Here is a 12,812-nt window from a genome sequence, read left to right as displayed (position 1 = left end):
GGAAGACGGGCGTTTTTGTGTTGATTAAAATTGAAGTTCCCCAGTCCCAGTACGTCTTAACAAAATAGAATGCAAATGTGGAATTTTCTTCTAGTATTTCCCTTTAGCCTATAGTAGAATGGATGACACGGAATTTTCTTTCGAATTCCGTAATATTACATACATAACGTTCATATAAGGGGTGAGTAGGGGTTTTATAAGTTCATGGAGTGCTTTAAGGGGGAGGAAAAAATATGCATAGCATTCGCTGGATTTGGGGGTATCTTAGGGAGTTTAAGGTTAGATTCAGTCTTGGCCTGGTAATGGCTGTTCTGGTTACAGGCCTTAACTTGGTCAATCCATACATTGCGGGGCGAATCATCGATAACGTCATCATTGGCAATGAGAGGGATTTGCTTTTCTCACTCATCGCCATCATGATTGGGGCCACTATCCTAAAGACCTTGATCCGTTATACGTATCAATTGGTTTTTGAGCGAATCTCGCAAAATGTTGTTTATACGATCAGGAACAAGCTGTACGATAGGCTGAACCTGCTCGATTTTTATTTTTACGACAAAACGAAGACCGGTGATATCATGGCAAGAATGACCGGGGATATGGAAATGGTCAGGGCATTCACCGCCTGGTCGATTTATATGATTTTTGAAAATGCAGCGATTCTCTTGTTTGCGATCGTTTTCATGTTCACCATTCATCCGCAGCTTGCACTGGCGATGCTCGCAGTTACCCCGGTGATTGGCTTTTTTGCCTACAGGCTGACCTATGCGGTCGGGCCGACATTCTCGGAAATCCGCGGACAATTTGCCAAATTGAATTCAGTGGTCCAGGAAAATATAAGCGGCAATAGGGTTGTAAAGGCATTTGCAAAAGAACCCTATGAAATCGAAAAGTTTACCGTTGAAAACGAAGGCTACAAGGAAAAGAACCTTGCATCAGCAAAGGTCTGGGAGAAATTTTTGCCTGTGCTGGACTCGCTTGCGGGTGTATTCACCGTTGTCATGATACTTGTCGGTGGAATTATGGTTATTAATAACTCGCTAACCCTTGGTGAGCTGGCAACGTTCAACGGTCTCATTTGGGCTTTGAACAACCCAATGCGGATGGCAGGCTGGCTGATTAACGACGTTCAGCGATTTATTGCTTCAGCTAAAAAGGTTGAGGAGCTTCTTAAGACTCCTGCGAAAATCGTTAACGCGGTTAAAGGCAGGGAAGAACAGGTTAAAGGCTTCGTCGAATTCAACCATGTCTCATTCAGCTATGGGGACGAAGACGTGCTTTCGGACGTTACCTTTAAGGCTGAGCCGGGACAGACGGTTGGGATAATTGGTGCAACCGGATCGGGTAAGTCGACACTTGTAAACTTGCTGCACCGTTTTTATGATGCGGACAGCGGAGTGGTAAAAGTCGATGGTACGGATGTGAGAGAGCGGGATATTCATAAGCTCCGTGAACGGATGGCAATGGTCATGCAGGATATTTTTCTGTTCTCCGATACGATTGAAGGCAATATTGCCTATGGCAATCCGGATGCCCCGTTTGAAGCCGTCAAGGAGGCAGCAAAGATAGCCGAGGCTCATGAATTCATTGAAGAGCTTCCGGAAGGTTATGACACGATTGTCGGCGAGCGGGGTGTCGGATTGTCGGGCGGCCAGAAACAGCGGATTGCCTTGGCCCGGGCGATTTTAAAGAATCCTTCAATATTGGTACTTGACGATACAACATCCGCAGTTGATATGGAGACCGAGCTGCGCATCCAGGAAACGCTGAAGAAGATTTTGGTGGGAAAAACGTGTTTTATTATTGCTCACCGAATCTCATCGGTTAAGGATGCTGATTTAATTCTTGTGATGGAAAAAGGCAGGATTATAGAGCGGGGTACCCATGAAGAATTACTTCGGGCTAATGGGTATTACCAGAAGGTGTACGTAAACCAGCATGGCGGCCTTGAAGCCGTTGAAGACGATAGGGAGGTGGTGTATCAGTATGGCGCGGAATAAATTCGATGTGGATGAGGAATTGGAATCTCCATTCCAGCTGGCCCACTTTAAACGGTTGATGGTTTTTGTCAAACCGTATAAAACAAAACTGCTTTTAGCTGTCCTGATTATGCTGATTGCAAGTACCGCCAATCTTGTGGGGCCTTATCTAGTCAAACTGGCAATCGATGATAAAATCCCATCCGGAGATATTCCAGGTTTATATCTTCTTTCAGGTATCTACTTGCTGGCGCTTGTGGTAACCGGAATATGCATGAAATTCCGTATCCGGATTATGACCCAGACCGGACAGAGCATCATCCGCGACATTAGACGGGATTTATTTACCCACTTGCAAAATCTGTCCTTTTCTTTTTATGATAGCAGGCCGCATGGCAAAATTCTTGTCAGGGTTGTCAACTATGTCAATTCACTGAGTGACCTGCTTTCGAACGGAATCATCAATGTTATTACCGATTTGTTCAGCCTGATTGTTATCGTGGGATTCATGATTTCAATTGATCCGCAGCTGACATTGTATGCGCTGGCCGGCTTTCCAGTTCTTGCAGGTGTCATCCTTCTTTTGAAAAATGCCCAGAGGAAAGCATGGCAAAGTGTCAGCAACAAACAATCCAATATGAATGCCTATATTCATGAAAGCATTAGCGGTATTAAGGTGACCCAGGCTTTTTCAAGGGAAAATGAAAACAAACAGATTTTTAGCGGAGTCTCGGGAAACTACCGGACATCATGGATGAAGGCGATTAAAATTCACTTTCTTTTATGGCCTGCGATTGAAAATATCTCGGTACTGACCGTGTCATTCATCTATATCGCCGGTGTCTCGATGATTGGGGACGGGGTCACTGTTGGGTCTCTGATAGCATTTGTCGGTTACATTTGGATGTTTTGGACACCGCTTGCGAATATAGGGAACTTCTATAATGCAATCATTAACGCCATGGCTTATCTGGAACGAATTTTTGAAACAATGGATGAAAAACCCTTGGTGGTGGATGCTCCGGGCGCGAAGGAGCTTCCGGAAGTTAAAGGTCATGTTTCATTTAAGAATGTTACTTTTGCATATGATGAGGGAGGACGTGTCCTGGACAATGTCAGTTTTACGGCTGAACCCGGTGATACTATTGCACTTGTGGGGGCGACTGGTTCAGGAAAAACGACAATCGTTAGTTTGTTAAGCCGTTTCTATGAAAGTACCGATGGGAAGGTTGAGATTGATGGAATCGATAGCAGCGGGGTAACCATCCAGTCACTGCGCAGGCAAATGGGGGTCATGCTCCAAGACCCATTCATTTTCTCAGGGACTATTATGGACAATATTCGTTACGGGCGGCTGGATGCAACGGACGAGGAAGTCATTGGAGCAGCAAAAGCAGTGCAGGCCCACGAGTTTATCAGTTCACTAAAGGATGGATATAATACTGAAGTAAACGAGCGAGGTACCAGGCTATCAACTGGGCAAAGGCAGCTGATTTCATTTGCAAGGGCGCTGCTGGCCGACCCTAGAATCCTGATTCTTGATGAAGCAACATCTTCCATCGATACGGAAACAGAACTTGCATTGCAAAAGGGGCTGGAAACGCTTTTGTACGGGCGGACGTCCTTCATCATTGCCCATAGGCTCTCAACGATCCAAAATTCAACAAAAATTCTGTTCATTGATAAGGGCCGCATAGCTGAAGAAGGAACTCATAAGGAACTCCTTCAGCGCCGAGGACTGTATTGGAGACTTCACGCTTCACAAAAAGCAGTTTGATTTTTTAAAAATTTGGTTTTCGTTACAGATTCGGTTGACCAAGTGAAAGTACCCAAGATGTATTGTTAACGTTTCGGGTTCTAGATGCAAGTGAAATGTGCCCAATACCGTGTATTGGAAACGTTTCGGGTTCCAGAGGGAGGTGAAATGTGTTCAATACCCTTTATTGGAAATGTTTTGGGTTCTAGATGCAAGTGAAATGTGCTCAATAACATGTATTGACGGCGTTTCGATTTTTGAATCTGATGTCTACTATCCGTACTAAAAAAGTATGCTGTGTAGTTGAGTACTTTCTTGTTCGATTAATAAGGAAAGGAGTGTCCCGGATTACGTCGGGGACACTCCTTTTTTGTATGCACTAATCTTTGTTGGCAGGGGAGCTTTGCCTGCTTTAATTAGAAGCTTCTATTAAACCCACTCCTCCTCAAATCCAACATCCTTCATCCAGAGCATTAGCTTTCACCACAAAACGCGTAATCCTTCGATAAAATGGCAGGTTTTGTAAGAAAAAGAAGATTGAAATTTTTTCTAATTTAGTTAATTTCATGTAACAATTATTACAAATGAAAGTCTATTAAGGTGATTACGTTTTATCAGATGCAGAAATTTGTTTACTTTTAAGCAATCATTCTTACACCATTTTTACTTATAACTGCATAGGATAAAGCGTCGTGTGAATGAAGGGGGATTGGGAAATGAAAAAGATTATGATTAGCCTAATGCTGTTGTTATCACTTGTACTATTTGAGGCACCAGCATTGGCAGCGGGGGCGGATGAATTTATTATTATCAATAAAGCCAATAATAAACTGGCTTACTATGATAATAACAAACTCGTAAAAACATTTAAGGTTGGTACGGGACGTCAGCCTTCCTATACACCTGAGGGCAAGTTCAAGGTTGTAAACAAAATTAAGAACCGTCCTTATTACAGCGCAAATATACCTGGCGGAGATCCGAGAAATCCGCTGGGGAACAGATGGCTTGGCTTGAATGCAAGGGGAACATGGGGAACAACTTATGCTATTCATGGCAATAACAATCCTTCCTCGATTGGCGGCTATGTAAGCGGCGGCTGCATCCGTATGTATGATAATGAGGTCGAATGGCTATTTTCCAAGGTAGAAGTAAATACACCAGTCGTGATTACTACTTCTAAAAAATCCTTTGATTCGATTGCAGCATCCTATGGCCTGAAGGGAAAAGGTAGTACTGCCCCTGTATCTACTGCACCAAGCTCAGTCCTGAAAAAAGGAATGAAGGGTCCTCAAGTAAAACAGCTCCAAACTCTCTTAACAAAGAAAGGCTATAGCACAAAGGGAATCGACGGGGTATTCGGTCCTGCGACTGAAGCAGCTGTTAAGAAGTTTCAAAAAGCCAACAAGCTAAAGGCGGATGGTATCGTTGGGAGCTCCACTAAGAAAAAACTTGGGATGAAATAACTAATTGACATTATAGGATAGTAGACTGGGAGGGGCACGATGCCCTCCTTTTCTTTTTAGTTACAATGATAATCGTTTTTTTGTTGATTAAAATCTAATGGAAAAAACCTGTATCATCAATCTGAATTATTAATGGTAAAACCGAAATGGAGGAGGATTTAAAGTGATATGGTAAATAGCATGTGAAAAGGGGGACTAAGCTATTAGTCCCCTGGAGTTTACCCAAATTTATTGTCCGACTTTTGTTTGGATTTTTTCTCAGCAATCGTTTCTAAGAAATCTCGGATATAATGAAGTTCCTCTTCACTTAAAGGCACCCCATCCCAATGCAAATCTCCCTTTGACAGAAAGGTTTTAGCGTTGTGGCTTTGACCCTCTTCAGTGCTTTGTTGGTCTGTTAAACACAATAAATAATCAACTGATACGTGATAAAAGTCAGCAAACAAACTAATTTTATCTAGAGACGGTTTTCTGAACTCAGTTTCATACCCTGCATATGTTGATTTTGCAACCCCGACGATTCTTGCCGCGCTTTCAAGGGTCAATTGGTTTTCCTTTCTCAGCGCTCGCAGTCTTTCCCCATATCCGATCATTCAATCACCTTTTAGCATGACATTGTTAAAGACTAGAAGCATCTTTCAGTTTAGTCAATAATAAATTCTTTATTTCTGCCAATTTTCCTTCTATTAATGTATTATATTCCGATACTAAAGTTATTTCCTTCATGGTGAAATCCCGGACGCGCTTGGATAATAAGGCCGTGTGCCCGATTCGTATACCATTGTGCTCAAGTGGTACCAGGCAAAAAGCATTATATCCGCTTTTTATCAAGTCCTTTTTGTGGTTAAGGGAAATAATATCTTCGCCTCGATCCAAATTTGGAATTGCAATCGAATTTTTTATGTAAAGTGGTAGATCATCGCCTTCGGCAATATCATTGCTCACTTTTAACCCATTTGTGTATTCATTATAGGCAGGATTAATCGTACTAGTTGCACCGTTCCATAGTTTCTGATCTTTTTCATCATATAAATAAATGCCGCATGAAAGATCTTTGAATTTTCGTTCCATTATTCCTGTAAAATCATTCAACATGAATTTGGTTTGGAAAGCAATATACTCGCTTTCGCCTATCAGCTCGTGCAGATACAGGTTTTTGAAAAGCAAAGATAAGTCATTCTTAGTGCGCAAATAAGGCTCCATGTTTTTAATAAGGTTCCTTACTTCCTTCGTAAGTTTATAATTTTGTAATGACTGGGTGATTTTCTCCATAGTTTAAATCCTAAAGGCAGGTTCTTGCGTCGCCCAGGAATCCCCCTTTGTTTTGAAAATAAATTACTAGCTTTTTAGTAAATCGTTTAATACTTTCTCCTGACATTGATGTATAAAACTTATCCCATAATGAAATATATCTTTAACCTCCTGTTTCCAGACAATTGTTCCTGTTAAGACTATAGGTGTGTCCGAAATCTCAAATTCGAATTGAAAGATATGATCATTCCGGAGTGGAAGGTTCATGCCTGTAACAAACTTTAATCCTCCTAAGCCAATATTCATAACGTCTACATTTGAACATCCCACCTGGACAGGTTTTCCCCCAACTGAAATAAGCGAAATCTTTGCCGATTTAGGTGAGGAAAACTGAATTCTTTGATGTGATCTTCTCTCCGAAGTGGAAGAAGGAGAGGGAAAAGTTTCTTCAGGCTCAAGGTATTGCTTCTTTAATAAATTCTCAAAGTCATGGATGGCAACAGGTCGACTAAATAAATAGCCTTGAATTTCATTACATTCCAAGCCTTTCAGAAAATCTAATTGCTCAGGAGTTTCAACACCTTCAGCGACCACATTCATATTCATGCCTTGTGCAAGAGAAATCATAGCCTTGGTTATAAGCTGATCCTGGGGAGATTTCGTAACATTATCGATGAAAGACTTATCAATTTTTAATGTATCGACTTGAAATTGTTTTAAATATGTTAAGGATGAATAGCCTGTCCCAAAATCATCTAAAGCTACCCGGACACCAAGTTTCTTTAATGATTTGATAGCACTATCTACCGTTTCTTTATGTTTAATTATTGCAGATTCCGTAATTTCAAGCTCAATAAGATGGCTGGGTATTTGATGGTCATCTAAAATTTGCTCTAATTTGTTAACCCAATCGGCCTTAAGGAACCGTTTTGATGATACATTGATAGAAATAGGGACAACCGGCAATCCATTTGCTTTCCAATCCCTTAAAAAGGCACATACCTTTTTAATGACGAAATCTCCTATTTGCAAAACAAGGTCAGTCTCCTCGGCAATAGGAATGAATTCTCCAGGTGAAATCATCCCCCACTTCGGATGCTCCCAGCGGATTAGTGCTTCAGCACTGAGTATCCGTCCTGTTTTCGCATCAATCCTTGGCTGGAAGTGTAAAAATAACTCCTGCGTATTAATGGCTTTTCGTAAATCTCTTTCTATGATGAATAACTTATAGTTACCAATATTCAATGAAGGAGTATAAAGCTGAAAGTCATTTTTCCCTTTTTCCTTTGCCCTATACATTGCAGCAGATGCTTTCTTAAGTAATGTACCCGGCTCACTCCCGTCAAATGGGTACATGCTGATACCGATACTGGCTGTGATATGCAAATCGAATCCATCAACTGAAAAAGCTGAATCCCTGGTGGAGTCGATTATGTTCTTGGCTAGATTTATCGCCTCTTGAGCGCTATCTATACCCCAAACGATAACACCAAATTCATCTGAGTCGAGTCTCGCTAGAAGAGAAGAACCGCAAATCAATGGTGATAACCTTTCCGAAAATCGGATTAACAGCTTTTCTGCTACCGGTTGGCCCAAGGTATCAATAATATTTTGAAAACGATCCAAATCCAGATATAAAATTGAGAATAGCTCTTCACCTGTTTTTTTCTGGGTTATAGAGGTCTGACAAAGGGATTGTATTTTTTCATCGAACTTTCTTCGATTTGGCAGACCAGTCAATCCGTCATAATGAGCATGATAAAGAATTTGTTTTTCATAAAGTTTTTGTTTTGTAATATCCGACATGATTCCGTCTATCCTGGCCAGTGTTCCATCGGGTCCGAGAATAGGAATTGTATGGCCATCAATCCAGCGTATTTCGCCCGACTTATGAATAATCCTGTATTGATGAGAATGTTTAAGGCCCTTTACCAAAGTGGGCAGCATATTATTAAAATAATCCAAATCTCCCGGGTGAATTATTGGATTCCATCCGATCGACATTATTTCGTCAGGACTATAGCCGGTGATGGCCTTGATGCCTTTCGAAATAAAACTAATCCTCCCTTCTCGCATATCAAAAGACCATATAGCCGCGTCAAGGTTATCGTAAATATTTTTAATACTCGCGGCACTTTCAAAAAAATTGTTCTCAACTGCTTTTAACTTAGACTTATCATGAATTGTCCCAGGCTGGGAGATTTCCTTTTGGTTATTTTTACTTTCAGTTGAATTTTGAATAATAGCGCATACCTTAACTACTTCGTTTTTTTCATTAAACAGAGGGATGCAGGTAATGCCAACTGTTAACAAAAATCCATTTTTATGTTTAACAGCAGCCGTATAATGTTGGGCTTTTCCTTCCAGGACTATCTTTTTATGTAATTCGTTTCTTTCGTGATTATGATCCAGGAAGAGAGTGGACACCTCGAACATATCACTGATATGGAATCCAAAAAGATTCGTTGCCGCTTTATTAAATGTCAAAACACGCCCAAACCGATCTAGGATAAATACCGCATTTGTTAGTTCTCCAAATATATTTTGAAAATCATTGTCCAACCCGGTGAAACTAGAATTAAATGGTTCTTCCTCACTTGTCTTTTCAGCGAATTTCATATATGTTCCAGTTCCTCCTTTGGACTCCCGTATAAATCTAGTCATTTCTAGTGAGATAACTAGTTATTTTGTTCTCTTAATGAGAACTTTTTCCTATTATATAATGAATAAAACCTATTTTGTACCATTTTAAGTGAAAAACTAGAATTATTAGGAAATCTAAGGGATTTTGCTGAAAGATGTCTTTTGGGGTGTCGAAATAAGGTGACGTTGAGGAATCAAAAGTAGAGGTAGGAACATGAACAAAAATCTTCTTCCTGCCTTTTAAGGAATAAGGCAATTCGGAAAATCTAAATGAAAAACCACCACGACAACGTGATGGCTTTGAGGAAATTAGGATTAGAGATTCGGTAAAATCATGGGTTCAACGGTGATAAGTTGGATGAGTATAAGCGGCTATATTCCAATTCACTTGGGAGTTATTACGGTACGTTTCCAGAGGATCCGGACTCTTAGCTATGGCCTGGTTGAATCCGTGGCGTTATGCATTTAGGGGATGGGGACGTGATACTGCAGGGTTTGACCTTTAACATCCATTAATCATATTAAACAGCTTACTCCTCATTCTTAACACGAAAGAAGGAGTGGTAGAAAATTTGGACAAAGGCTGCCAGCATAAAGGAAACGGACAATGAATTTAAGAGCAGATTCATGGTTCTTCCTCCATTCAGGTAAGATAAGTTGCGGGCTGTGGAAAAGTGGCAATCATCGTATCCTTTAGTAACAGTATATCCAAAAAATGCTAAGCCATGATTAAGTTATTGTAAATATTTCGAAATTATCTGAAGAAAGACGGATTTAGAAGTGATTTTCAATAAGAAGCAAGGCATACTTCTGTCAAAATCAACAATCAATATCTTTTGTTTAGATTCCTCTCAAATACATGGAAATTTAAACCAGAGGGTGTGCTGGTAAATAAGTTTCTCATTTTTCCCTGCTGGTTATGATTATCTATTTCTTTGTTTTTTATTAAAATTCCTGCTTGGAGCATGATTAAAGTTTGTATGAATAAAGTAGAAAATAATGGTACAACCTTGGGCGAGCAAAGATGGGGAGGCGGCGAATCTGGAGAATAGCTTCATTAAAGTGACAGCTGGTAAAAACAATTGGAAAAGGTTTATGGCATCATTTTCCCTGATCATGTTATTCATGTTCATTGGCTCTGGGGTTTATGATTGGGCAATGTCTATACTTGTTTCAGGTGAACCAGGTACATACTACGATGAGTTTGAAATGATATGGGTAAATGCGGACCCTCTTTATGAGTTTGCCTTATCGCATTTGATTTTTATTTTTTGGTTGATTGGAATTTTAGTATCGGTCAAGTTCATCCATAAGAGAGGATTTAGAAGCCTTATCACTCCTAATAGGAAAATAAATTGGAAGAGAGTGTTTTGGGGGTTTGCCGTCTTTTTCTGTTTGCTAGCAGGAACGACTGCGGCGGATTTTCTAATTAGTCCGGGTGATTATTCGTTTAATACCTTTGAAGTTACCGATTTTATCTTGCTATTTGTGTTTGTGCTTTTTTTAACTCCGATACAAACAACTACCGAAGAGGTTTTTTTTAGGGGATATTTAGTACAGTGGATTGGCCGAACCGTCTCAAACCTAATCGTGTTGGCCGTTATTGCTGGAAGTATTTTTGGGACTCTCCATTTTTCAAATCCTGAAATGGGCTACTCGGCTATCTTCGTAGGGGCGGATTATCTCCTTTCAGGGGTATTATGGTGTTATATCACGGCCCGGACGAACAGTGCTGAACTGGCGATTGGTGCCCATGCTGCGAATAATATGTTTCTTGGCTGGTTCCTCACGATGGACAATACGGTATATGGGAATATCCCTTCTCTATTCGTGACCGCAAATATAAATCCAAAACTATCCTTGTTTTGGTCAATAGTTGTTTTTTTAACTTTTACAATAATTTCGCTTAAGAAATTCACTGATAAAAGCGGCCCGCCTGTTGCCCGTCTATAAGAACCAAGGCATCAGAAGAAATCTGATGCCTTTACGTATTGGTTATTCTGCAGGCAGAAATCGCACTACAACTAAATTTATAGTTAGTTGCCTTATAGTCAGCCTCAATAATGTTCAAATTACTCCTACAACCCTTGGGTGTTTTGCAAAACGATTCGCCAGCCATCTGGGTCAGCAATCGTTACACCGGCATTTTTCCAATAAGGATTCTCAGGCTCAACTGGCAGATAACCCATTTCATTTAGCCGGGCTGCGATCTCATCCCGTTCAGCTTTGTCTGGAATATAAAAGACTAGCAGATTATCTTCAGTGGGGGCCGGGCATGGGCTCCCTTTTTCATGCTGAGTAAATTCAAGGTGATAATTCGCATCAGGCAGCCCAAGCATAACTCCATCGTATCCATCATGTTGTTTAAAAGAACCAATAACCTTTAATCCAATCCCGTCCCGATAAAACGCGACTACCTTATCCAATTGATCAGTAGGACGTGCTATTCTGAATTGCACCACAGGCAATGATTCTGACCAAAATTTTGACATTTAAGTACCTCCTTATATTTGTTTTCTTCAGTATACTGGATTGTGGACTCTAGTCATCAATAATAGGACAGAGAAATTGCTTTGGGCTATTTTTTTGGTAAAAAAACCTTATCACTTAAAATGTAGAGCAATGTTTCCGTTTCTGAAAAGAGCGTTAAGGGAAGTTTATCATTGAGTGCAAAACTGAACCGGAGGACATTAACCTTGGACCCATTTTTTTATCTATTACACGGTATGTGTTATATAGCCCTGTTTTTGTGGGGCTTGAAAATGAATAAATCCAGGAGTTGGCTGGCATCAGAAAATACTCTGTTTTTAGTAACAGCCGGGCTGATTTATGACAATGCAGTGTTGGCAGCGGGGAGTTGGATTGGTGAAGGAAGCGCTTTGGAGAACTTAAATCTAATGAGGTACTGGCTCCATGCACTTTTTACACCCACACTCGTATTATTTGCCTTGAAAGCTTCGGAGCGTGCTGATGTAAAATGGGCCAAGCCAAACAGGGTATTTTTGATAGCTCTGGCTATTACCTTGATTTTAATAGTGTGGGAACTGGCATCCGAGACAATCGGGATAAAACTTAAGCCTGTTTCAGAATTTGGGGTAGTAAGCTATGAACCGGCTGATAAATCTGGTCCACCTCTCATGGTCATTGGTGTATCGCTGGTTTTGCTAGTTTCTTCACTTGCCGTCTGGAAAAAGCAAGGCTGGAAATGGATGGCGATTGGAGTCATTATAATGGGAGCGGGGAGTGCTATTCCAATTCCAGTCGAAAGCAAGGCAGCGGTTAATGGGTTTGAGTTCATCTTGCTTGGATCCTTATGGGCAACAAGGAATTACCAGGAACAAAACAAGCAATTGATGCCGTCCAAAACATAATTTTCACAGAGGGCCCGCTTAATGCAGGCTTTTTGTGTAAAAGAGACTTTAATAAAGCCATGTTAAACAACGTTGTTGATTTCCGCTGCAACCAGCCATGCTAATAAATTAATAATATCCATTTACACAGCATTAAGTAAAAATACCTGGAATGTACTCCAACAAACAGTCAATGTCTGAATTGACCGTTAATAAAAAATACTAAAAGCCGATGTAGAAGAAGTACCGTAGGGATGGAATTTAACCTTTATTCAATAGGTGAAAGCGTGAGTTATTTGAGCTATAATTATAAGGTTGCAAGCTTGCCGAATTGAGTACTTCAAAGTTGTATTTCATTAAAAAAGATTGT

At 40.5% G+C, this 12,812-nt stretch carries 9 protein-coding genes; 5 read left to right on the top strand and 4 right to left on the bottom strand.

Annotated features, from left to right (window positions below; all coding sequences use genetic code 11):
• The first annotated feature begins 233 nt into the window (after positions 1 to 233).
• From AM500_RS16770 to AM500_RS16760, 3 genes are all read left to right on the top strand, one after another.
• On the top strand, positions 234 to 2,000 hold the full coding sequence (locus AM500_RS16770) for an ABC transporter ATP-binding protein (RefSeq protein WP_053600234.1): 1,767 nt from the start codon (positions 234 to 236) through the stop codon (positions 1,998 to 2,000).
• A complete protein-coding gene (locus tag AM500_RS16765; protein WP_053600233.1) occupies positions 1,987 to 3,756 on the top strand; it encodes an ABC transporter ATP-binding protein in 1,770 nt (589 codons plus the stop codon). The genes AM500_RS16770 and AM500_RS16765 overlap by 14 nt, the downstream gene beginning before the upstream one ends.
• A gap of 695 nt (positions 3,757 to 4,451) precedes the next feature.
• Entirely contained in the window at positions 4,452 to 5,198 is a 747-nt protein-coding gene (locus AM500_RS16760) for a L,D-transpeptidase family protein (RefSeq protein WP_053600232.1), read from the top strand.
• A gap of 218 nt (positions 5,199 to 5,416) precedes the next feature.
• On the opposite strand, the gene AM500_RS16755 is transcribed toward AM500_RS16760, so the two are convergent.
• From AM500_RS16755 to AM500_RS16745, 3 genes are all read right to left on the bottom strand, one after another.
• The gene (locus AM500_RS16755; protein ID WP_053600231.1) at positions 5,417 to 5,791 is read right to left on the bottom strand and encodes a helix-turn-helix domain-containing protein; all 375 of its coding nucleotides are present in this window, start codon (positions 5,789 to 5,791) and stop codon (positions 5,417 to 5,419) included.
• Between the two features lie 25 nt (positions 5,792 to 5,816).
• Complete coding sequence (locus AM500_RS16750) at positions 5,817 to 6,470, bottom strand: hypothetical protein (RefSeq protein ID WP_053600230.1); 654 nt, start codon at positions 6,468 to 6,470, stop codon at positions 5,817 to 5,819.
• Positions 6,471 to 6,536: 66 nt separating this feature from the next.
• Positions 6,537 to 9,068: an EAL domain-containing protein gene (locus AM500_RS16745; protein ID WP_053600229.1), complete on the bottom strand. Its 2,532-nt coding sequence runs from the start codon at positions 9,066 to 9,068 to the stop codon at positions 6,537 to 6,539.
• A gap of 1,023 nt (positions 9,069 to 10,091) precedes the next feature.
• Here AM500_RS16745 and AM500_RS16740 point away from each other — a divergent pair.
• The gene (locus tag AM500_RS16740) at positions 10,092 to 11,045 is read left to right on the top strand and encodes a CPBP family intramembrane glutamic endopeptidase (protein ID WP_053600228.1); all 954 of its coding nucleotides are present in this window, start codon (positions 10,092 to 10,094) and stop codon (positions 11,043 to 11,045) included.
• Positions 11,046 to 11,170: 125 nt separating this feature from the next.
• Here the strand turns inward: AM500_RS16740 and AM500_RS16735 are convergent, their stop codons facing one another.
• Positions 11,171 to 11,584 (bottom strand): VOC family protein, encoded by a 414-nt coding sequence (locus AM500_RS16735; RefSeq protein ID WP_053600227.1) that lies wholly within the window; start codon positions 11,582 to 11,584, stop codon positions 11,171 to 11,173.
• 270 nt (positions 11,585 to 11,854) lie between these two features.
• Between AM500_RS16735 and AM500_RS16730 the strand changes: the two genes are divergently transcribed.
• Positions 11,855 to 12,463: a hypothetical protein gene (locus tag AM500_RS16730; protein ID WP_082347264.1), complete on the top strand. Its 609-nt coding sequence runs from the start codon at positions 11,855 to 11,857 to the stop codon at positions 12,461 to 12,463.
• The last annotated feature ends 349 nt before the right edge of the window (positions 12,464 to 12,812 follow it).

It is taken from the genome of Bacillus sp. FJAT-18017, assembly GCF_001278805.1.
Taxonomy (GTDB): domain Bacteria; phylum Bacillota; class Bacilli; order Bacillales; family Cytobacillaceae; genus Bacillus_D.
This window is presented reverse-complemented; position numbering and strand designations above follow the sequence as displayed.

What these genes read in the sequence shown, in the direction of transcription:
- AM500_RS16745 (WP_053600229.1), bottom strand. Translation starts at nt 9,068, where the DNA reads ATGAAATTCGCTGAAAAGACAAGTGAGGAAGAACCATTTAATTCTAGT.
- AM500_RS16750 (WP_053600230.1), bottom strand. Translation starts at nt 6,470, where the DNA reads ATGGAGAAAATCACCCAGTCATTACAAAATTATAAACTTACGAAGGAA.
- AM500_RS16765 (WP_053600233.1), top strand. Translation starts at nt 1,987, where the DNA reads ATGGCGCGGAATAAATTCGATGTGGATGAGGAATTGGAATCTCCATTC.
- AM500_RS16770 (WP_053600234.1), top strand. Translation starts at nt 234, where the DNA reads ATGCATAGCATTCGCTGGATTTGGGGGTATCTTAGGGAGTTTAAGGTT.
- AM500_RS16755 (WP_053600231.1), bottom strand. Translation starts at nt 5,791, where the DNA reads ATGATCGGATATGGGGAAAGACTGCGAGCGCTGAGAAAGGAAAACCAA.
- AM500_RS16735 (WP_053600227.1), bottom strand. Translation starts at nt 11,584, where the DNA reads ATGTCAAAATTTTGGTCAGAATCATTGCCTGTGGTGCAATTCAGAATA.
- AM500_RS16760 (WP_053600232.1), top strand. Translation starts at nt 4,452, where the DNA reads ATGAAAAAGATTATGATTAGCCTAATGCTGTTGTTATCACTTGTACTA.
- AM500_RS16740 (WP_053600228.1), top strand. Translation starts at nt 10,092, where the DNA reads ATGGTACAACCTTGGGCGAGCAAAGATGGGGAGGCGGCGAATCTGGAG.
- AM500_RS16730 (WP_082347264.1), top strand. Translation starts at nt 11,855, where the DNA reads ATGAATAAATCCAGGAGTTGGCTGGCATCAGAAAATACTCTGTTTTTA.